Origin of the sequence: Sodalis sp. RH20, from assembly GCF_047324205.1 — a bacterium.
Classification (GTDB): domain Bacteria; phylum Pseudomonadota; class Gammaproteobacteria; order Enterobacterales; family Enterobacteriaceae; genus Acerihabitans.
Genome location: NZ_CP178733.1, coordinates 3,928,869 through 3,952,081 on the forward strand (window position 1 = coordinate 3,928,869; position 23,213 = coordinate 3,952,081).

Consider the following 23,213-nt stretch of genomic DNA (forward strand, 5'->3'; position numbering starts at 1 on the left):
TGAATCATTTATTAACGCGGGGTTTTTAGTGAGAGGCTACGCATAAAGCGCTGCGACGACGATACGCTGAAGATCGTCAACCGTCCGTATTGATAATAACTCAGTTTCTGTAAGTTCAACGCCGAAGGTTTCCGCTATCCCAATCTCAATTTCCATGAGATCAAGCGAATCGACATACAGCTCCGCCGCCAAATTAAGGTGGCCGGCAATATCAGACTCTTTGCGGCCCAAACGGTAGGCCAGCATGGCGTAAAGCTCGCGCTGCAGCGATTCACCGCCGGTGGGAACGGCTACACCCGTTATCAAATTATTCGTCATCAGCAAATTTCCCCTTGTTAATTCGGGTCGCCGGGACAGGGGTGGATGAGCCGGGGCCAGCATTGACTTGCGCCTGACGTAAAGGAGGCATATAACCTGTGCTGCTCAAACCGGCCCTTGCGGCGGCCAGGTTTACGCGATCGTGGTTTAACGGAGCAAACTGCGCCGCCTGATGATCGTTCTTGGGATGATTGGCTTGCCGGGCACCCTGATGGGACAGGATAACCGATGGGGCGTCTGTTTTCATCCGGCCATTCTCCGGCGCCGGCACGGAGGCGGAGGCGGAGGCGGACCGGGTTACCGTGGCTTTCAGTTGGTTGCGCGCCTCAATCAGGTAGGCCGCCATAGGGCTAGACTTAGTGGATTGAGCGGCTGGGGCCGGAATGGGGGTGAGATTTTCCCGTGCATGGCGCAGAATTTCCGCGGTCAGGTTATTCGCTGAGGACTCAGCGGATTGCGGCGCATCCTGGCCGGCGAAAACAGCATGAGTGGTTACCTTTTGCGTCGCGCCCCTTTTGCGAGCCCTATCATAAAGGTCAGAAATGGCGCCCTCATCAGGCCGGCCATTCCCCGGTGCCGGATTGGCATACAAGGAAGACGCGGGCTCAGGGATAGACTCCCAAAGATTCCCCAACGCTTCGGCCACCTCTTTCGCCGCAGCATATAGCGCGCCGGATTTATCGGCTTGCGCCGTATCCTGGACCGGGAAAATGCCATGCGCCGTCCCCTTGGGCGGGGTCTGGGTTGTCGTCGCCGTAAAAGATATCTTTTCGGCACCCTGATTCATCAGGACGTTGGCAGGCTCCTGCACGGTCACACCCCTTTTCGCGGGCGAGCGATCGTTATTTTGTCCTACGCCGGGCGATAACGGCTGGGAAAAAATACTCTGCTTATGCTCAGGTGGGTGGATTCGGCTGCTGATAAGTTCGGCGTGTAATGCCGCCTGCGCGTAATGACTGCCCCGGGCTGCGGGCCTATGTGTTTTGGCGAAAGAGGGCGGGCTGCCGACGTCGGCCCGCGTTTCGGCATCGGGCGCTTGATTAAGCTGCTCGAAAATATCCTGCAAGTTGTCCCGCACATCAACCGACTGCGTTTTACCAGCCTCTTTCTTTTCTGTTCCTGGCGGCCAGTTTATTTTTACCGACGCGTCAATAGTTATTCTCGGCGCATATTTAATGTTAAATTCGACGCTGGGCATTAACCGGTTTTTTTGCGTAGCGCCGGTCTTATCGGTACTGTCGGACTGATCATTTTGCTGAGTGGCTTCTGTCTGCTGTTCCGCATCGCTTCGCAGTCCTGTCCTTAATGGCGGCGGATGATCCTTATAGAGATTTAAAGCGGCCAGTAAATTGGGCAGCTTTAATATCATATCCGTATCACGAAAGATTTTTTCCAGCGATGAAGCCTGATAAGTCTGAATACCTGCTCGGATATTCTGAAAACATTGATAGGCGTTTTTCTCGACGAGCTGCGCAATGTGTTCTTTTTGCACCACGTCGCCATCGCTCCCCGTTTCTTGTACGATATAGTCGACCACAAACGGCTTGATTTTTTCATTGATGAACCGCGCCCCCGCTTCGGCGCCGCCTTCGCCCTGAATTGCGTTGAGCAATGAGGCCAGCTCCTCCTCAAGGCTCTGGCGGCGTACGCAGGCCGCTTCCCGCTCAGGACGGTAGCCGCCGAATACCGACTTTTCACCCAGTCCATCTTTTAACATCATGTCGGTCAATTCATGCATGATGCCGTCAAGTTTCGCGGCCGATTCTTCGGTAGGGCCGAGCTGCCTGGCAAGAAAATGGGCGTTGGCAATATGCTCCAGATGGCTTGGGACCAGTAAACTACGCGAATTCTGAAACAGCTGCGCCAATGTTTCACGTTGGTCCCCGGCGCAGTTAAATAGGGCATTCATACTATTTTGCCGGTATTGCCGCTCAAAATCGTTAATATTGATACACGGCTTTACCGATGCCCGCTCGTGCGCACTCAGGCAGTTCTCGACCGTGGCCTCTTCCGGCGCAGTGTTCTGCCCAGACCCGCTACGCCGCCTGCCGGCGGAATTAATCCGTAAAGGAACATTCCGTAAATTTACCGGGACACGTTGGTGTTTAGCCGTTTTATTGCCCGCGGGTCCTGACTGTATAATTCCCACATTAGGGATATGAATTATTGAATTCGTTATCATCAATGTTATCCCGCTGTTATTAAGAAAAAAGGCGCATTAGCAGATCTTTTTTCTGTTCAATCCAGGTATTGACCTGTTTTGTCCAAGTTTCAACCCTCCCGAGGGTATCACTCAGTTTGGTCATGAATATTTGCACCTGGTTTTTTAATTTTTCCGCCAGCCCATTAAAAGCGCTGTCAAATGCATTATATTCTATAGAGTTCAACTCTTTAAATTTACCCCCGCCCTCGTCTATTTTTTCTTTGAAAAGCGCAAGTATGGACTGCAGGGGCGAGATATCGACCCTAACGACATAACCGCTACCGCTAGGCTTTACGCATGTGGGATCCAATCCCCATTCCTCCGCCCATGATTTCGCCTCCGCTTCACTGGCGACCCCGGAAACAGGAAATAGAATCCCAGCTTCCGTTTTGGTATATTTTTCGATTAATGCTGTCAATTCAGCTTCAATTCCAGGTTTGAAGTACATGAATTGATTGCCTTTATCATCCGTGCGGACATCCAGGTATTTGCTCTTCACTTTCAAAAATTCATTGAAGGCGCTAAAAAAATTAGTGTTGCGCGTTGTCCCGGTTTCATAGGTACGATAATAAGCAACATAGTCTTCCACCAGCCCCATACCGCTTAGCCAGGGATTGGTCTTGTCCTCGGTAGACGTTAACGTGTGGCCTTTATCCAATAAATCAGCCAGTTCAGGAGTGTTTCTCTTAAGAGTGTTGAGTTCCGGATCATTGTCGAATAAGGCGCTGCTACTCTTGATATTAGCCATGGCATCACGCATAAGCAGCATCGCGGCGGGTAATTGCTCAGTCAACGTTTGGTGTGCTGGTGCATTCGGCGCGTCAAGGAGCTTTGCCAGCTGCTCCGTATTATCTGTTACTTTGTCGAGACAATGAAATACATTCATTAAACTTCGTGGCGGGCCAGAGCTTCTTTCGCCGTCATTTATTGCCTGGGTCCTCATGAGGTGTTCCCGAGAGGTATCTAAAGAGGCGGGCGATAAGTCAGGCTTATTTAAACCGTGGGGAGGTAAGGTATATTGAGAGATGCTAGTCATAGAGATTGCCTCGCGCCGTGCTGAATTTACAGACGGCGCCTGTGAAAGATTAAGCGCGGCTGGCCAATTGGCCAAGTGTGGCGACATTGTCTTGCAGTACTTTTTTGACCTGTTCCAGAATCGACTGCATGGCATCCGCCAGTTCTTTAACATTGGCCCTGGCCGTTTCAGACATAGAGGAGAACGATTGGGCATAGTGCGTGTTGAGGAACTCCTCGGCGCCATGGTGTGCTTGATTCATTTGGGTCATGCCATTGATAAAGCCCGGCAACTGCTGGCCTGCCGCCATAGCCATATTTGCTTCATTTCGGATGGCGGCGGTCTTATTGTCCTTAAGCTCGATATCATGCTGTGTGGCTGCAATATCGCGTTCTAAACGCCGCTTAGCCGCCTCATCTAAATGCGATTGATGCTGGGCGCTGATTTGTCCTGCCTGCCTCTGCTGCAAATCGATATTGCCCTGCGTGCTTTTCATCGTGGCAATATTCAGGTCTCCCTGTTTTTTGATAAGGGCGGTTTTATCATGTTTTATGGTCGCGAGATCCATATTATTCGCTTTGGTTTGTTTCCTATACACGCCTGTCGCCATCACGCCGCCGATTACGCCTTGGCTCATCCCTCCTGTAAACGCGTCCATACCCTGTTTAATCTTCGCTGCGGCGGCGCTTTTTACCGATTCATTTTCCAGTAGCGCCAATCTCGCTACCTCACCATTACTAACGGCTTTCCCTTCACTTAGGGCTTTGAAAGCCACGAGTAATGCCTCAATCCGTTTTTGACCACTCAGCTTATGGATAGTGACATCATTGTTACCCTCATGACTTGACGCGATTATTTTCTCCGGCGTCGCGGGCATCAGATTTAATCCGGTCTTAATCATCTTTTCCATTGTTGCGACGGTCACGGGTTCGACCGTTGAATCGGGGCGGCGTAAATTCACAATTTGTGATCCGTCTGATAATAGTTTATTACCGAAAATACTCGCGGCAATATCCAATGCCTCTGGCGTCAAAGAGACGGATGAGTTTTTTCGACGGTCTTCAACAGGCTCTGTTACCGTCGAGGTGTTCAGTATATTTTCCTGATGGAAATTGATTCCGCTGTTATGGGTTATATCGTTCATGGCATTACTCCTGTTAATTAAGCCGAAAGACTGTTATTACTAAACAAACTCAAGGTATTTGAATATGTTTGAGCCTGGCGGCTGGACATCTCTCTGAATTGTTGCTGGACTAATTCCATATCCCCTTTAAAATAATCTATGGCTTCCAGCAGCATTTTTTTCCATTGCTTATCTTCCGCAAGTAACAGACCGTAGGCAGCCAATGTTTCCGCCAATCTTTTTTGAATGACGCCCTGGCGTATCGAGCCGACCGATTGAAACATGCTTGAACCATAGGTCACGGTATTGTTAAGCTTTTCCAGCCGATTGGCGAAGGTCGCCTTCGACAGCCGATCGGTTTTTAAAGACAGCTTATCCATCAATCGCTTAAAGCTATCGGTAATGGCGGCACTGGTTTGCCTGCCCAGATTTTTCAACACATCGGGCACCAATTTCTTGATGGCTTCGGCTATCATTTTACCCAGCGCGGAAGAGGCGATTTTACCGCCGGCGGATTTACCCAGCACCATAACGGCTACGATGAGCGCCGCAGCAACCAAAGCGCCGACAATCGCTCCCACCATGGCCGCGGTGTTGGCATCGACGCCCAGCTTTGCGAGCAGGTTGGTAATAGCCTTGGACAGCATGCTTATCAACGGCTGGATAATCCCTTCCATCAGCGGTCGCATAGCCTGTTCCAGGAAGGATACGCCGGTGATAGCCTTGCCTATCGCGTCCGCCGCTATCAAAGCCAATCCCACCGCCGCCAGGGCCAGGCTGGCGCCGCCGGTGAAAACCGCCGCCACTACGCTGATGGCGGTAATAAGCGCGCCGAGAATTTTACCTACGCACCCCATGGTCTTATTCAATGCTTCGGACTTACGCATATCCTCGGCGGCTTTAGCGGCTTTATGTTTCATTTCGACATGCAGGCTTTCCTGCATGCGCCTGAATAGCGCGGAATCCTCCTCCAATGCCCGCTGGCGGTTCTTTTGCACCAACTTGTTAAATGTGTTCATTAACGCTAATAAGCGGTTTATAGCGCTATCCACTTCAGTCGCATCCAATGGAAGCGCATTCGCGTTTTTGCCTTGGTTATATATATCGTCCAGCTTTGTAATGCTTTCCCTGGCGGCCTGATAAGACGAAGCCATCTTACTTTGCGCCAAGTCCCGTTGCGCAGAGGCCTGGTTAAGTTCATCCTGCGCCTCGCGCACGGATTGCTGTGCCGTCGCGAAGCCTTCATCCTCAGGTGACAATTGACTCAGCGCCACGTTTGCCCGATCTAGCGCCCGTTGCTTTTCCGCCAGTTCATTTTCAGCATTTTGCAGCGCAATCCTATCCGCTTCGGCAGTATCCAGCGCAATTTGACTCGCTTCAATTGCCTGTTGATATTCCGCTGACAGAGCAGAATTGAAAAGGTCAAATGCCGCTTTTTGCGATAGCAATAGCGTCAGTCGATCGGCCAGTTTCCCCAGCGATACATCGACCAATAATTCCTTAACGGTATTGAATATCTCTTGCAAAGATATCCGGTTATTGTTCGGGGTTTGCACGTTACCGGATGGGGCCGCTAATGGAAGGTCAGCCGCGGTCGCCTGTGCGGCGGGCATATTCGCTTGCAAATCGCTGCTGGCGCTGATGGTCGCTAACAGCGCTTCCGTCGCCTGGCGTGACTGAGCATTCAGCGTCAGAGTCTGTTCCCGCGATAAGGGTGTATTAATATTATTATCTTGAGCACCGGTATTCTCGATGGCGTCAAGACGATTATTGACATTAGGCATGGCACTTAATCCATTTAAAATTCCGTGGAATTGCGTCATGTTATATCCTCGCTTTGAGAGGGGTCTTTTTGTTCGTCCATGGGGCATTTCAAGTTATTTATATAAACCTCGGCGCGTTTTTTTAACATCGCGTCGTGGGATTGTTCAATAACAAGTTCAAAGCATTGCCTGGCTTTGTTGGCCTTGCTCAACATTAATTGACACTGTCCACTGTAAAACACCGGGCGATAATCATTTTCCGCCAGTGAAAAAGCCACGGCATAAATATCCGCTGCTTTTTGAAATTCTTTTTTAAGCTGATATACCGCGCCGAGCCCCATGTAATAATCCGGATTATAGAAATCATAGATACACAGGAAACGGAAGAAGGTAGCCGCTTCATCCAACTGCCCTTTGTTGTAAAAATCATAGGCATGCGTGTATAAACCCTCCATCATTACCTGAGGTATATCATGCACTTCTTTTAACGTAATACCGCTATTTACCGCATTCCACAGCAATTCTGCGATGCGGTCTTCACTGACGTTATCAACAACACTCATATATAACTCCTGAATTTGTTATCACCGACAATGATGGTGATTTGATTGAAACATTAAGGGGAATGGAAAACTTTCAATTATCGCTTAATTAATATTGCTTTGGCCGCGGTGGCATTTCCGCCACCGGAAAAACCCCATGCACAAATCAGTTCGATCCTTGACGGGCCAGTGCCATGGCGTTCTTTATTGATCCGTTCCTTTCGCCGCCGATTCGTTAAGTTGCCGCTCAATCCCTGGCACTGCGGCCGCAGGTGTGGCGGATGGCGGCACCATATCGCCGGGAAGAGATTCCGCGCCCACCGCTAAGGTTTCATCGCGCCAAGCGTTCTCAACTTCTTTCAGCCAAACAAGGATATCGATAAATTTCTCAAAATCTTCTGGATGAACATAGGAATACAACTTGTTGCTCTTATAAATCTTCCTTGCCAGCTTGATGTCCGTCACCACCGGCACGCCGATTTTTTCCGCATAAGCCCGCACCGCCAATGCCCGCTGATTAGACTCCTTAATCGAAATAAATGGTGCTGGCACCACATCCGGATCGTAATACACGCCGATGGCGATATGCGTCGGATTCACCAGGATAAACTGGGAATCCTTGATATTGGCCTTGGTTTGCTCCGAGAGGATTTCCCGGTGCAATTGGCGGCGGCGGTGCTTCATCTCCGGATTTCCCTCCTGCTCCTTGTACTCGCGTTTAACCTCGTGTTTTTCCATTTTTAATTCTTTGATATGCAGGAAATAGTCCGCAAGGGCATCCAATATCGACACCAGGATAATGCACAGCAGGCAGGTGATGACCAGCGACAGCAGCAGTTCCCGCCAGATAGTGATCATAGTGCCCACGGTGCCGTGCAACTGGGCGAAGATCAGCAGCTTATTGTTGTGCCAGAAGATGATGGCCGCCGCAATGAAACAGCCCAGATGCAGGATGGCTTTTATGCCGTCTTTAATAGTCCTGATGCTGAAGATTTTTTTAAATCCTTTGATGGGATTTAACGCGCCGAAATTGATTTTCAGCGCCTTGGTGGCCAGCATAAATCCGGTTTGCAGCAAAGTGGGCAGCGCGGACGCCAGCAGGCAGACCAGCACGATAGGCAGGGTTATTTTTAGCCCCAGCAGCATAATGGCCGCACTATAAGCCTTGATATCCATGTGGAAGTTGCCGGCAATGATATTTCTGTAGGCCTCAAGCAACGGCGCCAGCGTGGTGGTCTTGGTAAGGAAGACGATACCGCTTAACAGCAGACAAGCGATAATCAACTCGCGGCATTTAAAGGTCTGCCCTTTTTTCGCCGCGTCTTTTTTCTTTTTCGGCGTTGGTTTTTCCGTTTTGTTTGCCATGGTTAATCAGGTTTCAGCCATATGTCCAATACGCCGGGATGCGGCGCCAGCGTTTTGAAAGCGTCGGGTAAATAGGGTGAGAAATAGAGAATCAGCACCACAAATGCGATAAGGCTTTTTATCGTCAATGAAATGGAAAATGCGTTCATTTGCGGCGCAAAACGCGATAGCAACCCCAAAATTACCTCCGATAACAGCAGGCAGACCAGCACCGGGCTCGCCAATATGATAATCCTGGTCATTAAATGGCCCAGGATCCCAAGCACCGGTTTTAGCGCCGGGGTGCAGGTTTGCAGCGGATCGCAGAGCCGATAGCTTTGCTGGAATGTTTCCATCAGCAGCAGCATGCCGCCGCCGGCCAGGAACAGGGCGCCGGCGAAGAGATTAAACAGATTCGCCAGTTCAGAGGTATCCACCCCGCTCATGGGATCAAAGGTGCTGCTGACGGTGGCCCCGCGCTGATGGTCAATCACGCAGCCGACGCCGTGCATAATCCAGAACGGCAGGGCGAACAGGACGCCCAGGATCAAACCAATAAACAGTTCCTGCGCCAGCACGCCCCAAAAATTGATTTCTTCCACCGGCATCCGCTCAAGGGAATAAGGCCACAGCGAAGCGCCGATAAAGATAGCCACCGGCATGCGGATATTAACGCTGACGATATTGCCGGTTAAAAAGGGCAATAATAGAAACACCGGCATAATCCTGGCGGAGGTTAAAATCATGACACTGAGCCAATGCTGGACATCAAGCCATGCAGACAAATCGTTCATAGGCTAGCGGCTCATCGCCATTCTGATCACTTCCTGGCCAAAACCGAGCAATGTCTCGCCATACCAGCCTGACAAAATAAAAAGACATAGCGTAACGGACAGTAACTTGATACCAAAGGGCAATGTCTGTTCCTGGAGCTGTAATACGGTTTGTAATAACCCGACCATTAGCCCTACCACCGTTGCCACCAATACCGGCCCCGCGGAGAGAATAAGCACCAGGTACAAGGCTTTATTACCGGCAAATACCACGTCATTCATTTTTATACCCTATTAATACTTTTTCAGGTAGCGAGATCGATATATTGCAGAATCAATCCCTTGGAGAGTAATGTCCAGCCGTCAAGCACCACAAAAAGAATGAGCTTAATAGGTACGGATATGGTTATGGGACTCATCATCATCATGCCCAATGAGAGCAAAATACTGGAAATCAGCAAGTCCACCACCACAAACGGCAGATACAGATAAAAGCCGATTTTGAAGGCATTTTTGATTTCACTTAACGCGTAGGCCGGCAGCAAAGCCAGCATTGAAGGCGTTGTTTCCTCATCTTCATAGGAGGGGTCGTCTCTGCCCTGCCGGGACTGCGCTTTTTCAAAAAATTGCGCCAGGTCGGGATCGGCATATTTCTGCAAATAGGCTTTATAGCCGCTCATGCCGTTTTCGACAAAGTCGACCACCGTCTCCACGCTGTTGAACTGGACTTTTTCTTCAGTAAAAGCGTTATAAGCATCCCGCGCCACCGGGGACATCACAAACATGGCCAATATCAGCGCCACCCCGTTTAAGGTCATATTCGAAGGCACCTGTTGCAGCCCCAAGGCATTACGCACGATGACGAATACAATGGAAAACTTAACGTAACAGGTACCGGCGGCAATCAAAAACGGCAATAATGATAAAAACGCCAGTGAGGCAATTATCCCGATTTCATTAGGCATGGGGATCATCCGGGTAAAGTTGCATTATTTCGACCCCCAGGCGATCGTCCAATTGCACTAATTCGCCCCGCGCCAGCAAATGGCCGTTGCTTCGCAGCTCGATCCTGTGCTCGCACGCCGGGTCTAACTCCAGAATTTTGCCGGCAAACAGCGCGTTGACCTCGCCTATCGACAGGAAGCGCCGCTGCAAAATAAACTCCACATTCAGCGGCAGTTCGGTCAGTACGCCGGGCAAGGCCGTGTTATCCAATGAGGGCGCAGGGTCACTCTCCGTCAAAGGATATTCTTCATACATTCCATCTTGGCTTTCATCGATCATTATCATGTCCTCTCGTTGGCAAAAATGTCCTATCCGCCGTCCCTGGCATTTCACATAGCGCGAAAGCGCGGCAATCAATACCACATCGCCAACCGCCACATCGCGCGCTATTGCCGCCGGCAGCCGGCTGGCGCCAAGAATAAATTCCACCGCCAGCGGCAGGTCCTGCAGGCCGTGGCAGGATGGATCCGGCAGCCTGATCCGGCTGCGATCCAGCGCCGTCACCCAGACCGGGCATTCCCGGGCGCTGAGCCGGGGCAATGGCAGGTCGCGGCCCTGGCTAGACGCAGCAGGCTCCCACGCCTGTATATGTCGGTAGTCCAGCGCGCCGTCGGCAAATGTCAGCGGCCGGGGCATGGCGTTAAACAACGCCATGATTTGCCGGTCGTCGCAGGCGGCGACAGCCATGGCGGCCAGCGCCGGCGCGGTCTGCGCCAGCCATTCACGGGGATCCAGCAGCGCCCGCCACTCGCCATCGTCGGCGATGACCATCATCAGTGGTCCCGCCGCCGGAGGTAATGCCAGAGCGACAGCGACGCCGCCCGCCCGCCATCCCGCCAGAGCCGGGTGCCAGGACGCCTGCGCCTTTGGCAGCTTGCGCAGCGAAAGTGTACTCACTCGTCCTCCTCCTGCTCCGGATCCTGGTTCGGCTGTTGCCCGTGTTGCTCATCCCGCACGGGCAACAGCTGGTAATTTTCCGGCATAGGATGAGTAGCCATTTGCTTAATCACTTCCTGACTCGACGGCAACAGCGTGATGTTCTGACCGGCCGATACCTGTACGTGATGATGGCCCGGCACCGAACTGAAGGCATAGGTCAGGGTGCGGTCGGTGTTGGCAGCCTGGTTTGGCTGAGGCATCGTTGCCTCGTGGCCGTGGTTCGCCGGCCGATCCACGGCCGGCTGGCCGGCCCTAACCTCGGCGGCATGATTATTCGCCGGGATTGTCGCGCCCGCGGCCGCGCTTGATAGCAAATCGGCTAACAGGCGCGCATCGGCGGCTTCGCCCAAGGTGCCATCGGTCGGTGCAAGGTTGCCTGCGACGTGCGCGTCAGGCGCAATTATTTTATTCCCCTCCGCTAACACCGCCGGCGTGTGTGCAGCCAGGGCGCGCGTCCCCTTTCCGGGCTGAGCGCTGTTATTCACATCGCCCGCAGGCGCGGCGCCAGGTTCTTCCACCTGGCCTGGCAGTAATTCGCTGCCGCCGGCGATGAGGTTTGATGGCGCCGAACCCAGATTCCGCTGCGCCAGAAACGCAGAGACGTGGGCCGGGCGGGCACTGGCCGCGCCGGCATTCGCCCCCTCGGCATGGGCTTGATCAGACACCAGGGCCGAATGCATGCCCATCATTGTTTCCACCGCCGATAATGCGCCCAGGCTGGAAAAGACACCGTCTTCGCGCGCTATCATCTGCGCGATGAAGGCGCCGGCGGGGTGCTGGTGCTCAGTTGGCGAGAATGGTTTCTTAAGACGCTGGCGCTCATTCACATCGCTTTGCCGCTGGCGGGCAATATCCTTGATATCCTGCACGAATTTGACCGGGTAATTATGCCCGCGGCCGAAGTTAGTTACGGCGACCATGTAATAATCTCCTGCGTTTCATTTTCATCCTGACGTAAGCCGGCAAGCCTGAGCGCTTTTTTCTGCTTTTCGGCCCATGTCAGGTACTTTTCATGTTTACGCTGCCAATGCTGCTTTTCCGCCTTGAGGTCGGAGAGCTGCCGCGTGAATTCCTCGCGCTTATGCAGCAATGTGTGTTCCTGTGCTTCCAGCTCTTTAATTTTTTGCCGGAATACCGCGATACGGTGCTGACACAAAAAAATCCGGGCTTTGTCCAGCCTGCCGCTGGGGCGCTCCTGCTCAATCAATTGCCGCAAGCCGCTTTTTTGTTGGCCCAGCGCATCGGCTTGCGCCTCGTTCTCCCGCAATTGGCGCTCGGCGGCGATGCGCCGCATATCACAGCGCCGCAGGCCGGCGTCGCAGCGGCCGATGAGGACTTTGATATTACGCAACGACGGCATGCATCATCCGCAGCGTGGTGGCGAAGTCGGTGCTTTCCTGCGTGGACTGACGCAGCAAGGCCATGAGTGCCTGCTGCTTATTCATGGCGCGATCGTTTTCAGCGTTCTCGCCGGGGCGGTACTCGCCCATATCCAGGAATATCTGTAATTCCTCAAGCCGGGCCATCAGGCGGCGCACTTCGCCCGCCAGGGATTGGTGCTGCCCATCGGTCACCTGGCCGGCGACCCGGCTGATGCTGCGCAATATATCGATGGCGGGATAATGATTTTGCGCCGCCAGCTTGCGGCTCAGGTAAAAATGTCCGTCCAGAATGGAGCGTATTTCGTCGGCAATCGGGTCCGGCTCGTCGTCGCTTTCCAGCAAGATGGTATAAAACGCGGTAATACTGCCGTGACGGGTGTTCCCGGGCCGCTCGAGAATACGCGGCATGGCGTCGAACACCGAGGCCGGGTAGCCGCGTCTGGCCGGGGGTTCTCCCGAGGCCAGCGCCACATCCCGCAACGCGCGCGCATAGCGGGTAATGGAATCTAAAAACAGCACCACTTTTTTCCCGCGATCGCGGAAATACTCCGCCACCGTGGTGGCCACCCTGGCCGCATTACAGCGATCCAGGGAGGAGAAATCCGAGGTGGCGTACACCAGCACGCATTTATCCTGCCGGCCTGAGCGGCGCAGGGATTCGGTGAATTCAGTCACTTCCCGCCCGCGTTCGCCTATCAGTCCGATAACAAATACATCCGCCTCGGACCGGTCGATCAGCATATGCATCAACACCGTCTTGCCGCATCCCGCCGAGGCGAATATGCCGACCCGCTGCCCGGTGCCGCAGGTCAGCAGGCCGTCGATGGCGCGGATCCCGGAAATAAAGGGCGTGTCGATAACGGCGCGATCCAGATACGGGGGCGCGTCGATATCGATGGGGCGGATTTCCGGCTGCGGGCCGGGCGCCGGGGAATGCAGCCGTTCGACCACATTCCCCATGGGATCAATGACCGTGCCCAGCAGGTCCATGCCGACGGTAATGCCCAACTGGGCGCCGGTGGGATGCAAAACCACATCCCGGCATAAACCACGGCCATGGCCTATCAGGCTCAGCACCGTGCGATTGCCCTGAAAGCCCAGTACCTGGGCGCGAGCGACAATCTCCGCCGTGCGCCAGTCGCGGCGCACTTCGCACATCTCGCCCACCGCGACGCCCGGCAGCTCCGCCTCGATAATCGGCCCCGCTAAACGCAGAGGCTGGGCCTGGCGCCGCAGCAGCCTCATCCGGGCGGTCATTAATGCATAACCTCGATGATACGTTCCAGACGCTCAAAATAACCTTCCAACGCCTTGCTAAAGTTTTCCGCGCTTTGCAGAGAGTCCGGATGTAATAATGCTTTAAATTCCAGATAGCCTTCATTCTGGGCGAACTGAAACTGCTGGCTGCGGATAAACGCTTCGCCTTCCATATGTTCCTTCAATAAGGAATATCCGCATTTTTGCAAGGCCGCCTCATCGTATTCGGCAATGCGCGACCAAAACCAGATATCCTCATCCTGGCTGCTGATGTAGATACTTGGCAAATCATGAAAATCGAGCGCAATAGTTGAATGGCTATCAAAATTAGCCAACAGTTTGGGATCACAACCATTTCCCAATAAGGCTTCGCGCACTAAAGCGGCAATATCAACATACATGTATTATACTCCAGGTTAATTAGATACTTTTAATAACATTAACATTTACAGCTTCAGTTAATTCCCCAAAAGACATGACCTCGAGATCGCGAAAACGCGACTCGATGAGTTTTTTGACGAAGCGTCTGATATCCACCGAGGTTAATAAAACCATATCTTTTTGAGCAATCAATATGCTTTCTAAACCTACGGTAAACAAATCCATTAATTCATCCGAGACCGACGGGTCCAGGTGTAAAAATGCCCCGGACGACGTATTTCTGATACCGCCGCGGATCGTTTCCTCCACCTCCGCCGACAGAATAATTACTCTTAGCTCATTATTAATAGCGAATTTATGGCATATATAACGCGCCAGCGCGCCCCTGACATGCTCCACCAGGGTAATGACGTCTTTCTCCCTGGGCGCCCACAGCGCCAGCGACTCCATGATCAATTTCATATTGCGGGTAGATATGCGCTCCATTAATAAGCGCTGCAACACCTCGGCAATACGTTGCACCGTGGCATGGCGCAGCACCTCCTTCAATAAGTCCGGATATTTATTCTCCATCAGGTCCAGCATATGTTTGGTTTCCTGTACGCCGAGGAACTCGCTGACGTGATGGGACATCAATACCGCAAAGCAGTGGTATACCTCATCCACGGCGGGACGCAGCTGGAAGCCCAGCTGCAGCAGGGTTTCCCTGGCCTCGCGCGCCACCCAGATACAATCTTTGTCGACGCGCATGTCGATATCGAGATGTTGAATCTCATCGGAGGCATTGACCACGCGCAGCATATCGAAATGAATGGTGAAGGCGTCGGCGCGAATTTCGTTGATCAAGACCATGACGGTGGATTCATCGACATTTTCGGCGGCGCGCAGAATCGGTTCCGGCAGTTTTACGCCGAAATCGACAAAAAACTGGCTGCGCAGGCGTTCGCACAGCCGCTCCTGTTGCAATAAGGCAAAATTGGCGCGCGATACCACCAGTATCAGCGCCACGGTCTCGGCGGCCACCTTGTCAAGATCGTCGATAATGTTCAGCCGGGTGTCCATGCCGCTCTCGCCTTGCGCATCCTGGTGAGGGAGTGTTCCGGCACGGCCATCCACGTCGGCCGCCTGCGCCCTGCGCTGCCTGCGATGGCGGAAATAGAACACGGCCGCCAGCGCGCCGGCCAGCAGGATAAACACCGGCAAGGGGAACCCCGGCAGCAGGCCGATCGATAGGGCCAGGAACGCGGTAATCATCAGTGCAAACGGGTTGCCCATGATTTGTTCCATGATCGTGCGGCCCATGTTGTCGCCGTCGCCGTTGACGCGCGTAACGATAAGCCCGGCGCTGATGGAAATAAGCAAGGCGGGGATCTGGCCGACCAGCCCGTCGCCAATGGTCAGCATGGTGTAGGTATCCAGCGCCGTGGACATATCCATCTGATGCTGGCTTATGCCTACGGCCATGCCGCCGATAAGATTGACGAACGTCACCAGGATGCTGGCGATGGCGTCGCCCTTGATAAATTTCATGGCGCCGTCGAACGAGCCGTACAGCTGGCTTTCCCGCTCCAGCACGCTGCGCCGTTCGCGCGCGCCGTCCGCGTCGATCGTGCCGGCCTTCAGATCGGCGTCGATGCTCATCTGCTTGCCGGGCATGCCGTCAAGTGAGAAACGGGCCGCGACCTCCGCCACGCGTTCCGACCCCTTGGTGATGACAATAAACTGCACTACCGTGACGATGGCGAAGATGACAAAGCCCACCACCAGGTTATCGCCGATAACAAACTGGCCGAAGGAGGCGATGATGTCACCGGCGTCGGCGTCGGTCAGGATCAGACGGGCGGTGCTGATGGTCAAGGCCAGCCGGAACAACGTGGTGATCAGCAGCACGGAGGGAAAAGTGGAAAAGCTCAGGATGCGATCAATGTAAAACGCGCCCATGAACACCAGCACGGCGATAACGATATTCAGCCCGATAAGAAAATCCAATAAGTATGTCGGCAAAGGAATAATCAACATACTGATGATCATGATCACCAGCGCCAGGATAAGCAGCTCCGGGCGGGAATGCATATTATGCAGAAATTTTGTCAACACGTCGTTATCCCATGCAAAGACGATGAACTTTCACCGTCATTTTCGATTTAATCTGTTTTCAATGACTTCGCGCTTATACGCCAGGCCGGCAAGATATTCGAACTCAATAAACATACGCTGCGCAGATTCATTGCAGACAAATAATTCATGTGGCAATAATTTACATGCACGAAACAGAGGCTGCAAAATAGCGGAGCGTTCGTCATGGCGGCGCAATAAAAACGTTTCCCCAATTAAATAATGAAGATGATCATCTATATCTTCAGGGAACTGCAATAGCGAGAATAAAAATATCAGCCAATCCGTTTCACTTTTATTTAAACCATTAATCACTTTATTTGATAATAGCTGTTTCATAAACAGATCATCCCCGGAGCGTATCAACCTGAGCTGGCCCAATTTACCGATAAAATCGCCGTATACTGATGCCGAGCTGGGCGTTACCGCATACACATCGGCCATCAGGGCGGCCTCGATAAACGCCAGTATCACGTTGCGATACTGGTGTCCATAACAGGCGATCCAGTCCTGGTACTCCTCCAGCGCCCGGCGTTCCTGTTGTAAAAACAGCCGGTAGCTTCCCCGCAACATCGCCGGATTCAGTTCCAGATGGGCCTGCCCGAATAACCTGGCCTTGAGCGCACAGTTAATGCCGGCGTTGACAAGCCGGGGGTCGGCCTGCGCCTCCACCTCGTCCAGTAGTTGCGCAAGTTCTTTTCCCACCGTTTCGTTCAGCTTACGGCGCCGCAGCAGTTCGCGCAGCACCACCACCAAATCACTATCATCAGGAAACAGGGAGCGGGCAAAAAGCAAAAACGCGTTCTTCTGGAACAGATTGCCGCTGTTAAGCATACGCAGCAGCTGATCCACCTTGGGGATGGCATCGTTTTCCAGGATACGGGCGAAATTCATCTCCGTATCCCGCGCGTATTTCTCGTACTGCCGCCTGCTGGCGAATTGGGCCGCCGCCGACGACGCGCTTTTGCCGGATTGTTCCGCCAGTTTGACCAGGCTGGCGGCGCTGCGTTTTACCTTAACCTTGGTGGCGACATCCTGCCCGGGCTGCCGGCCGGGCAACCTGGCGTCTGGCAGGCTGAACGCGCCGGCGTTGCCGATGCCGCCGGTGGCGTTTACCGCCATTTCTGGCTATCCAGCAGGTTGCGCGACCAGTCCGGCAAGGGGGCGGATCGGCGGCCGGCAATCAGGCTGTCCGCCACGTTGCTGGCGTCGGATTGCAGGGGCTCGGTGATTTCCCGCGGCTCTATGAGGAAAATACGCACCATATTGGACTGGGTATTCTGCTTATAGTTAAACAGGCCGCCGATAAGGGGGATGCTGCCCAACCCCGGGATCCTGCCCTCACGCCCGGAGATTTCATCACGGGTATAACCGCCGATCAGCAGGCTTTTTCCCTGGGGCACCCGGGCCACGGTGCTGATATTGGTGCGCCCGACCTTGGGAAGAATATTGCCGGCGGATACCGTGGTCTCATTGAGTTCGTTGCCGTCCTCGATATTGAGCACCATTTCAATTTGCCCGTCGGCGGTAAAGCGCGGCAGGACGTTCACCATGGTGCCGTAAGTAACATGCTGCAGCTCGACGTTACGCTCGCCGATAAGCTGGGTATAAAAAGTGCGGTTATTGTCAAAGATCGCCGGGATATTTTCCTGGGTCAGCACCACCGGACGCGAGACGATATTGGCGCGGTTTTTCTGCGACAGCGCCTGGATGGAGGCGACAAAACGCGCGCCGTCGAGGGTGGAATAGGAACCGCCGTTAAAGGACACGCCTAACTGGTTGCCGATATTCACGCTCCCCTGCCAATTGACGCCAAGCTGATCCAGATCGTCCCGTTGTATGTCGACAATCCATAAGGAGAGCTCGACATGCCGCTTTGTCGTATCCAGCGCCGCCACCAGATTGGTGATCAGCTGCACCTGTTTGGCGGTACCCTTGACCAGCAGGCTGTTGGTATTGGGATTGGCAATCACGTTGATCGGACTGGCGGCGGATTCGACGCGCAGCGCTTCCGCCAGGCTCGACCGGGGCTGGTAGACCGTGGTCCCGGCACCCAGCGCCTCAAGATTGAACTCGGGCATTTTCGGCGCCGGCATGGCGTCCGGCATCAGCGAGTGCACCGCCGTGCCGGCCGTTTTCGTGCCGCCCTTCAGCAGTTCGTTAATCACCGTGGCCACGCCGGGGATGGTAATTTTTTCTCCGCGCTGCTCATAGACCCGATCGGTGACGAAGGTATTGCTGAGATGGATAACCGCCGTTTTCTCATCACCGGATCCGATGCCGGTGGCGGACTGCTCGTCCATATTTTTGGCGGTATTCATCACCAGATCGACATAGAACGGCGGCCCGGAAATATAAAACGTGCCGCTGCTGTCATCGCCGCGCAGCGGATAGCGGCTGTCGAGCAGCTTGGATTTGCGCAGGAAGTTGTCCAGCGCCGTAAAGGACGTATTATTCAGCGACATCATCGAATTACGCATTTCACTGGCGTCGTAAACGTAAATCGCCTGGCCGTCGTGATACCAAATCAGGCCCAGCTGCTGGGAAATTTTCTCCAGCAGATCCTGGGGATTGCTGAAGTCAAACTCGCCGCTGATTTGCTTGCGCGCCGCCAGCTTGCTGACAATGACCGGCTTGCCCAGACGCGACGACAGCGCGTCGAAAAACATTTTTAAGCCGTCTTTATTGGCGACATAACCTTCGGCGGCGATAGCTCCCCCGGTGAGTGGATTGGCCTGCGCCAGCAGGGGAACCATTCCGCCGATCAGGCACCAACATATCAGGCTTTGCTGTATAAATTTTTGCGCTTTCATTTTTCCAGTTTCTTGTTGATGATGTTCCACAATCCCCGGGGGGAAACGCCAAAAGCATCCCTGATATCATTGGATAAATGGGATGAGGACGCGTAACCGTACCGCATCGCCACCTCCGTCAGGCTTTGCCCCTCTTCGACCACATCGAGCAAGGCCCTGGCGATACGCCAGCCGCGCAGCTCGTTTTTAGCTGAATTGCCCAAGGCATTACGGCATAACCGCCGGAAATGCGAATAGGACAAACCATAACGCGCGCCCAGCTCATGTATTTTGCCGTGGCTGACCGATTCATTTAATAAAAAGCGGATGAGCCAATACCATTCCGTCCGGCGCAGAAAAGATGCCAGCATGCCCATTTCGGTGGGCAGCAGGTTGCTTTGCGTCAACAGCCAGCGCTCGACATCGCCGCAGTTGGCAATAAGCGGATCGCTGTTAAGTTTAATGCTGTCCCAAGGCTGTAAGGGATCGTATTTCAATGACACCCGGCGTGATTCATCAATAAATACCTGCAATTTCACCAGCGCAAATAAAGGCAGCTCCTGCTGGATGGGCGCACCGGAAATAATTTCCAGGTTGATTTTATTCATGACCAGAATACCGTGCCAATCCTGCGACAGATTCAGGGTGGAGGATTCCTGGCCCGACTGGAAATGGATGCGGCACGCCTGATTATGGGTTTGCATCAGCCAGCATGTGGGTTCGGTTATATCCTGTTTATAATTTTCCGCGAGCGGCCTGTGGGGCAATATGATATTCTCTTTGTTCATTATTAACCCCATGCGTTTTTGATTAACCTTGATACTCATGATAATGCCTTTGTGTCTTCCATAAATCATGATGGGAATCTGATTCATCGAGTTAAATTTAATGATGTATAAAACCGCCCAGAGCGAAAGTCGTTAAACAAAACATTAATAACCAGGACTAATATACATTTGCATATATTGTTTAATCACATATTCAGGATGCAGCCGGTCGCGCCATCACCGGCGCGCTGCTCGTATCCAGGCGTTTATAGTGTTCCCAAACGCGTTGGGCATAACGCATGCGCAGGTGTTTGCGGCCCGCGGCGGTTCCCGCGTTATAAGCACCCACCGCTTCCCAGGAATAACCGTAGCGCTTCATCATGTCCGCGAGCACCGAGGCGCCCACCATTACCGAGACGCAGCTATCTTCATACAGCCGTTGCTCATCAATGCCCAACGTCCTCAGCCGGGGCAAATGGAGGCTGTTGATCTGCATCAGGCCGATATCGCGGGTGCCGTTGGCGTTTTTGCCCGTGGCGCGCGGGTTCATATTCGATTCCGTCAGCGCAATGGCCTGCAGCAGCCTGGATTCGATGGAAAAATGACGTTCCGCCTGCGACCAGCAGTCCGCCGACACGGCGGTGGCGCTTAACAGCAAACCGAGCGCGATGAAATATTTACCTGCGGGCATGGTGCTCAACACTCCGGGACCTCGGCCCGCAGGGGTTTAACCCGGGGGTCGTTGCGCCATAACATCAGGCAGGGCGAGGAAGTGCTGGAAAGCTGGTCATACCATTTTTTTGCCGCCCGGTATCCCTGGCACTGGAGGATAACCGGCAGCAGCGCCGACGGCATCATATGCGTGGCCCGCCGCATCAACGTGGCGACCTGCTCGCCGTTGACCGCCGCCGACTGCGAGAACATGCGTGTATAAAGCGCGTTCAGGTAGACAATGCCGTCCTGTTCGCTGCCGTTCATCAGATGGGGGATCAGCTCCGCGGCCCGGCCGGGTTGCCCCTCGCTGCACAGGATGACCGCCCGCATGCTGAGCAGCACCGGATGAGCGCGCTCCTCCGGTGATTGGCCCCCGGCGATATCCAGCGCCGCCTGCGCATTACCGTCGCAATATTCCAGCCACATCATCAATACCTGAACAGCCATCATCTCGGGCAGCATTTTCCGGGCCTGGCGCGCGAAATACAGCGCTCTGCCGGTGTCGCCGACAATAAGCAGATGCCATGCATAATAATAATTAACCGAAGGATTATCCCCGGACATCGCCAGCGCTTGTTTAAACCGTTCGGCCGCCTCGCTGAAAGCGCGATTCAATCCCTGCAGCACCCCGCTTAACGCCAGCGCCTCGGGGTGATCCGCCGTGCGCGCCAGTACGCCGTCGATCAGCGCGCCGCATTCGCGCAACGCATGATCAAAATCCATCATGCCCATTTGCCCGAGGGCGAAATAACATTCCGCCAGATGGTATTGCAGGTCGATATCATCCGGGGCCTGCCGGCGCCCCTGTTGCAGCAGGTCCAGGGCCTTGCCCAGGCTTTCCGGCGTGTAGGCCAGGAAGGCGTCGCGCCCCGCACGGTGAACGGCCCGCGCATCAAGCGTGGACGAAGGCGTGTTTAGGGTTTGACCGTCCTCGCGCAGACAGGGAATATGCTTCAACAGCAGCGGCTTGATACGGCGGTTTATGCACGCCACCGTCAGCCGGCCGTCAAGGTTTATCGCCTCCCGGTGCAGCACCAGATGATCCTGCGCGCGCATCAGTTCAACACGCATCAGCGGCCCGCTTGTCTGGCTCAGCTGGTAGCCGGTCAGGTAATAATCCGGCTTGATCTTTTCCATCAATTCCAGGGTCGTTTGCAGTGATGTGCAGCCAAGCGTCAGCGACGAAGGCAGAACGTGCAGCCCGGCCGCCGCGTAGCCGGTCATTTCCTGCACTATTGCATCATGCAGTTCCAGCGTATCCAGATGCGCGTCCAGGTGAAATGGCAGCACCGCAAAAATGCAGCTGGCCGTGGTCATGCGTTCACGGGGCGTGACGCGGGTAACAGGCAGGGTAAAACGGTAGCCTTTACCATAAACGGTATCGATAAACCGGTTATGCTTGCCTTCCTGCAAAATACGGCGCAGGACATAGATACACCGCGTCAGGGATTCTTCACCGACATTGCCGCCGGACCAGACTTCATTGATCAGCCGGTCCTTGCTGACCACCTCGCCGGCGGATTCCAGCAGCAGGATAAGCACCCCCAGCTCTTTTGGCGACACGCTGATTTTCCGATCTTTATGAAACAGAACGCGGGTAGAGTGAAGGATAAAATCACCAAAGCTGTACTGGACTTTAAAATGGTTCACCACCTCTTTCCTGATCCCTTTGATCGGCAGAGGCGTCGGTGGAATATTCATGGCACGCGGTCGATTAAATACATTACTCATATTTTCTTCCTACCCGAGAATGACGACGGATTAAAATGGCGGTTCGCCCCTGGATAAGCCTAGGGCATGACCTGTGCACATTTCATCAATACACCGATCATTTCTTATTCATATAGCCTTTTGCCGCCCACAATAGCCTTACATTAAAACTACTATACAAAAATTAATGATCCACTTTAACAATGAGAGAAGTTATTATTTATGTAACCAGATGGGGTTTATGTTAATTACATTAATCCACCTTGGTGTTATATATGCATCGCCGGGCGATTATGCTTAAACCCAGCGTCAACCCAGCGTTAAAGTCTGCCGCAAACCACGATTTATGCTGGAGGATTAAGGCCCGGTTCATTTAACGCCAGCTTACAAGGATACGGTATCCATATTTGCAGGGCAGATCAAAAAATTAATAAATTATTCTTTATTTTAACAATACAGTGAGCATCGTTGCCGAAAAAATATTAATTCCATTTCATATATTGTGTATTAAAAAAATGAATATATTCAATCATGCACCCAAGGCATAAATTATTTTTTGCTGGGACGCCCTGTAAAATTAAAACGGATTATATAGTGAGCACGCTTACTGTCAAATAAGCCGGCGGGGGAAAAGTAAAGTTATCTCCATAAGCGGTAGGGAATAACAATAACAAACGTGAATTGCAGTACAAAATAGCGAATAAAAATGGGGATTCGCCACCATTAAAAACATAACGTTAACATTTTTAACCAGAGTGAAACATGATAGCCCGGGGTAAACAACCGTCAATATGCCGCAAAATCCGTGAGCAGCGATTAAAAAGCCAGCGATTCCCAGCGGTTACCGGCATCATTGGCCAACAGGGCAAAAACCCGACAATTATATTATCAAGTTTACAAACACCGGGGGTGACAACGTGCCATTTGCCTGCATATTTAATGCACCTGGTTACCTAATGTTATTTTAAATCAATCACTCTCATCCTTCATTGTGCTGCTCAGCAGAGTCTTTATCTCGGGTAAAAGCGTGGTTAAAGCAGCGCTGATGGCGGGGAGAATCTTTATCGTTA

At 53.1% G+C, this 23,213-nt stretch carries 21 protein-coding genes; all 21 read right to left on the reverse strand.

Features of this window, described 5'->3' with window-relative positions:
* Positions 1 to 36 precede the first annotated feature (36 nt).
* Positions 37 to 318: an acyl carrier protein gene (locus tag ACL2XM_RS18150; RefSeq protein ID WP_410012221.1), complete on the reverse strand. Its 282-nt coding sequence runs from the start codon at positions 316 to 318 to the stop codon at positions 37 to 39.
* A complete protein-coding gene (locus ACL2XM_RS18155) occupies positions 308 to 2,500 on the reverse strand; it encodes a hypothetical protein (RefSeq protein WP_413731337.1) in 2,193 nt (730 codons plus the stop codon). Before ACL2XM_RS18155 ends, ACL2XM_RS18150 begins: the two co-directional genes overlap by 11 nt.
* A gap of 19 nt (positions 2,501 to 2,519) precedes the next feature.
* On the reverse strand, positions 2,520 to 3,557 hold the full coding sequence (locus ACL2XM_RS18160; RefSeq protein ID WP_413722047.1) for an IpaD/SipD/SspD family type III secretion system needle tip protein: 1,038 nt from the start codon (positions 3,555 to 3,557) through the stop codon (positions 2,520 to 2,522).
* 49 nt (positions 3,558 to 3,606) lie between these two features.
* The gene (locus tag ACL2XM_RS18165; RefSeq protein ID WP_413722046.1) at positions 3,607 to 4,680 is read right to left on the reverse strand and encodes a hypothetical protein; all 1,074 of its coding nucleotides are present in this window, start codon (positions 4,678 to 4,680) and stop codon (positions 3,607 to 3,609) included.
* Between the two features lie 17 nt (positions 4,681 to 4,697).
* Positions 4,698 to 6,482 (reverse strand): type III secretion system translocon subunit SctE, encoded by a 1,785-nt coding sequence (gene sctE, locus ACL2XM_RS18170; protein WP_413722045.1) that lies wholly within the window; start codon positions 6,480 to 6,482, stop codon positions 4,698 to 4,700.
* Positions 6,479 to 6,985: a type III secretion system translocator chaperone SicA gene (gene sicA, locus ACL2XM_RS18175; RefSeq protein ID WP_410012226.1), complete on the reverse strand. Its 507-nt coding sequence runs from the start codon at positions 6,983 to 6,985 to the stop codon at positions 6,479 to 6,481. The genes sctE and sicA overlap by 4 nt, the downstream gene beginning before the upstream one ends.
* A 183-nt stretch (positions 6,986 to 7,168) precedes the next feature.
* On the reverse strand, positions 7,169 to 8,329 hold the full coding sequence (locus ACL2XM_RS18180; protein ID WP_413722044.1) for an EscU/YscU/HrcU family type III secretion system export apparatus switch protein: 1,161 nt from the start codon (positions 8,327 to 8,329) through the stop codon (positions 7,169 to 7,171).
* 2 nt (positions 8,330 to 8,331) lie between these two features.
* Positions 8,332 to 9,102 (reverse strand): type III secretion system export apparatus subunit SctT, encoded by a 771-nt coding sequence (gene sctT, locus ACL2XM_RS18185; RefSeq protein ID WP_410012228.1) that lies wholly within the window; start codon positions 9,100 to 9,102, stop codon positions 8,332 to 8,334.
* Positions 9,103 to 9,105: 3 nt separating this feature from the next.
* Positions 9,106 to 9,363, reverse strand: a complete 258-nt coding sequence (locus ACL2XM_RS18190; protein WP_410012229.1) for an EscS/YscS/HrcS family type III secretion system export apparatus protein — start codon at positions 9,361 to 9,363, stop codon at positions 9,106 to 9,108.
* A 23-nt stretch (positions 9,364 to 9,386) separates the two neighbouring features.
* The gene (locus ACL2XM_RS18195; protein ID WP_410012230.1) at positions 9,387 to 10,046 is read right to left on the reverse strand and encodes an EscR/YscR/HrcR family type III secretion system export apparatus protein; all 660 of its coding nucleotides are present in this window, start codon (positions 10,044 to 10,046) and stop codon (positions 9,387 to 9,389) included.
* Positions 10,039 to 10,983 carry a type III secretion system cytoplasmic ring protein SctQ gene (sctQ, locus tag ACL2XM_RS18200; protein ID WP_413722043.1) on the reverse strand — a complete coding sequence of 315 codons (945 nt, stop codon included), beginning with the start codon at positions 10,981 to 10,983 and terminating at the stop codon, positions 10,039 to 10,041. Before sctQ ends, ACL2XM_RS18195 begins: the two co-directional genes overlap by 8 nt.
* Positions 10,980 to 11,945, reverse strand: coding sequence for a hypothetical protein (locus tag ACL2XM_RS18205; protein WP_413722042.1), 966 nt, complete (start codon positions 11,943 to 11,945; stop codon positions 10,980 to 10,982). Before ACL2XM_RS18205 ends, sctQ begins: the two co-directional genes overlap by 4 nt.
* The gene (locus ACL2XM_RS18210; protein WP_410012233.1) at positions 11,933 to 12,385 is read right to left on the reverse strand and encodes a hypothetical protein; all 453 of its coding nucleotides are present in this window, start codon (positions 12,383 to 12,385) and stop codon (positions 11,933 to 11,935) included. The genes ACL2XM_RS18205 and ACL2XM_RS18210 overlap by 13 nt, the downstream gene beginning before the upstream one ends.
* Positions 12,369 to 13,664 carry a type III secretion system ATPase SctN gene (gene sctN / locus ACL2XM_RS18215; protein WP_410012234.1) on the reverse strand — a complete coding sequence of 432 codons (1,296 nt, stop codon included), beginning with the start codon at positions 13,662 to 13,664 and terminating at the stop codon, positions 12,369 to 12,371. Before sctN ends, ACL2XM_RS18210 begins: the two co-directional genes overlap by 17 nt.
* Positions 13,664 to 14,065 (reverse strand): SPI-1 type III secretion system chaperone SpaK, encoded by a 402-nt coding sequence (spaK, locus tag ACL2XM_RS18220; protein ID WP_410012235.1) that lies wholly within the window; start codon positions 14,063 to 14,065, stop codon positions 13,664 to 13,666. Before spaK ends, sctN begins: the two co-directional genes overlap by 1 nt.
* A 19-nt stretch (positions 14,066 to 14,084) precedes the next feature.
* Positions 14,085 to 16,118 carry an EscV/YscV/HrcV family type III secretion system export apparatus protein gene (locus ACL2XM_RS18225; protein WP_410016634.1) on the reverse strand — a complete coding sequence of 678 codons (2,034 nt, stop codon included), beginning with the start codon at positions 16,116 to 16,118 and terminating at the stop codon, positions 14,085 to 14,087.
* 60 nt (positions 16,119 to 16,178) lie between these two features.
* Positions 16,179 to 17,282, reverse strand: a complete 1,104-nt coding sequence (sctW, locus tag ACL2XM_RS18230; protein WP_413722041.1) for a type III secretion system gatekeeper subunit SctW — start codon at positions 17,280 to 17,282, stop codon at positions 16,179 to 16,181.
* The gene (gene sctC, locus ACL2XM_RS18235) at positions 17,273 to 18,973 is read right to left on the reverse strand and encodes a type III secretion system outer membrane ring subunit SctC (RefSeq protein WP_410012237.1); all 1,701 of its coding nucleotides are present in this window, start codon (positions 18,971 to 18,973) and stop codon (positions 17,273 to 17,275) included. The genes sctW and sctC overlap by 10 nt, the downstream gene beginning before the upstream one ends.
* Complete coding sequence (locus tag ACL2XM_RS18240) at positions 18,970 to 19,779, reverse strand: helix-turn-helix domain-containing protein (protein ID WP_410012238.1); 810 nt, start codon at positions 19,777 to 19,779, stop codon at positions 18,970 to 18,972. Before ACL2XM_RS18240 ends, sctC begins: the two co-directional genes overlap by 4 nt.
* A gap of 154 nt (positions 19,780 to 19,933) precedes the next feature.
* Positions 19,934 to 20,410 carry a type III secretion system invasion protein IagB gene (gene iagB, locus ACL2XM_RS18245; RefSeq protein WP_413728925.1) on the reverse strand — a complete coding sequence of 159 codons (477 nt, stop codon included), beginning with the start codon at positions 20,408 to 20,410 and terminating at the stop codon, positions 19,934 to 19,936.
* 5 nt (positions 20,411 to 20,415) lie between these two features.
* Positions 20,416 to 22,164 (reverse strand): winged helix-turn-helix domain-containing protein, encoded by a 1,749-nt coding sequence (locus ACL2XM_RS18250; protein WP_413728926.1) that lies wholly within the window; start codon positions 22,162 to 22,164, stop codon positions 20,416 to 20,418.
* Positions 22,165 to 23,213: the final 1,049 nt, after the last annotated feature.

What these genes read in the sequence shown, in the direction of transcription:
- sctN (WP_410012234.1), bottom strand. Translation starts at nt 13,664, where the DNA reads ATGACCGCCCGGATGAGGCTGCTGCGGCGCCAGGCCCAGCCTCTGCGT.
- ACL2XM_RS18205 (WP_413722042.1), bottom strand. Translation starts at nt 11,945, where the DNA reads ATGGTCGCCGTAACTAACTTCGGCCGCGGGCATAATTACCCGGTCAAA.
- ACL2XM_RS18225 (WP_410016634.1), bottom strand. Translation starts at nt 16,118, where the DNA reads ATGCATTCCCGCCCGGAGCTGCTTATCCTGGCGCTGGTGATCATGATC.
- ACL2XM_RS18160 (WP_413722047.1), bottom strand. Translation starts at nt 3,557, where the DNA reads ATGACTAGCATCTCTCAATATACCTTACCTCCCCACGGTTTAAATAAG.
- sctT (WP_410012228.1), bottom strand. Translation starts at nt 9,102, where the DNA reads ATGAACGATTTGTCTGCATGGCTTGATGTCCAGCATTGGCTCAGTGTC.
- ACL2XM_RS18180 (WP_413722044.1), bottom strand. Translation starts at nt 8,329, where the DNA reads ATGGCAAACAAAACGGAAAAACCAACGCCGAAAAAGAAAAAAGACGCG.
- iagB (WP_413728925.1), bottom strand. Translation starts at nt 20,410, where the DNA reads ATGCCCGCAGGTAAATATTTCATCGCGCTCGGTTTGCTGTTAAGCGCC.
- sctE (WP_413722045.1), bottom strand. Translation starts at nt 6,482, where the DNA reads ATGACGCAATTCCACGGAATTTTAAATGGATTAAGTGCCATGCCTAAT.
- sctW (WP_413722041.1), bottom strand. Translation starts at nt 17,282, where the DNA reads ATGGCGGTAAACGCCACCGGCGGCATCGGCAACGCCGGCGCGTTCAGC.
- ACL2XM_RS18165 (WP_413722046.1), bottom strand. Translation starts at nt 4,680, where the DNA reads ATGAACGATATAACCCATAACAGCGGAATCAATTTCCATCAGGAAAAT.
- sctC (WP_410012237.1), bottom strand. Translation starts at nt 18,973, where the DNA reads ATGAAAGCGCAAAAATTTATACAGCAAAGCCTGATATGTTGGTGCCTG.
- ACL2XM_RS18150 (WP_410012221.1), bottom strand. Translation starts at nt 318, where the DNA reads ATGACGAATAATTTGATAACGGGTGTAGCCGTTCCCACCGGCGGTGAA.
- spaK (WP_410012235.1), bottom strand. Translation starts at nt 14,065, where the DNA reads ATGTATGTTGATATTGCCGCTTTAGTGCGCGAAGCCTTATTGGGAAAT.
- ACL2XM_RS18250 (WP_413728926.1), bottom strand. Translation starts at nt 22,164, where the DNA reads ATGAGTAATGTATTTAATCGACCGCGTGCCATGAATATTCCACCGACG.
- ACL2XM_RS18240 (WP_410012238.1), bottom strand. Translation starts at nt 19,779, where the DNA reads ATGAGTATCAAGGTTAATCAAAAACGCATGGGGTTAATAATGAACAAA.
- ACL2XM_RS18195 (WP_410012230.1), bottom strand. Translation starts at nt 10,046, where the DNA reads ATGCCTAATGAAATCGGGATAATTGCCTCACTGGCGTTTTTATCATTA.
- ACL2XM_RS18155 (WP_413731337.1), bottom strand. Translation starts at nt 2,500, where the DNA reads ATGATAACGAATTCAATAATTCATATCCCTAATGTGGGAATTATACAG.
- sicA (WP_410012226.1), bottom strand. Translation starts at nt 6,985, where the DNA reads ATGAGTGTTGTTGATAACGTCAGTGAAGACCGCATCGCAGAATTGCTG.
- ACL2XM_RS18210 (WP_410012233.1), bottom strand. Translation starts at nt 12,385, where the DNA reads ATGCCGTCGTTGCGTAATATCAAAGTCCTCATCGGCCGCTGCGACGCC.
- ACL2XM_RS18190 (WP_410012229.1), bottom strand. Translation starts at nt 9,363, where the DNA reads ATGAATGACGTGGTATTTGCCGGTAATAAAGCCTTGTACCTGGTGCTT.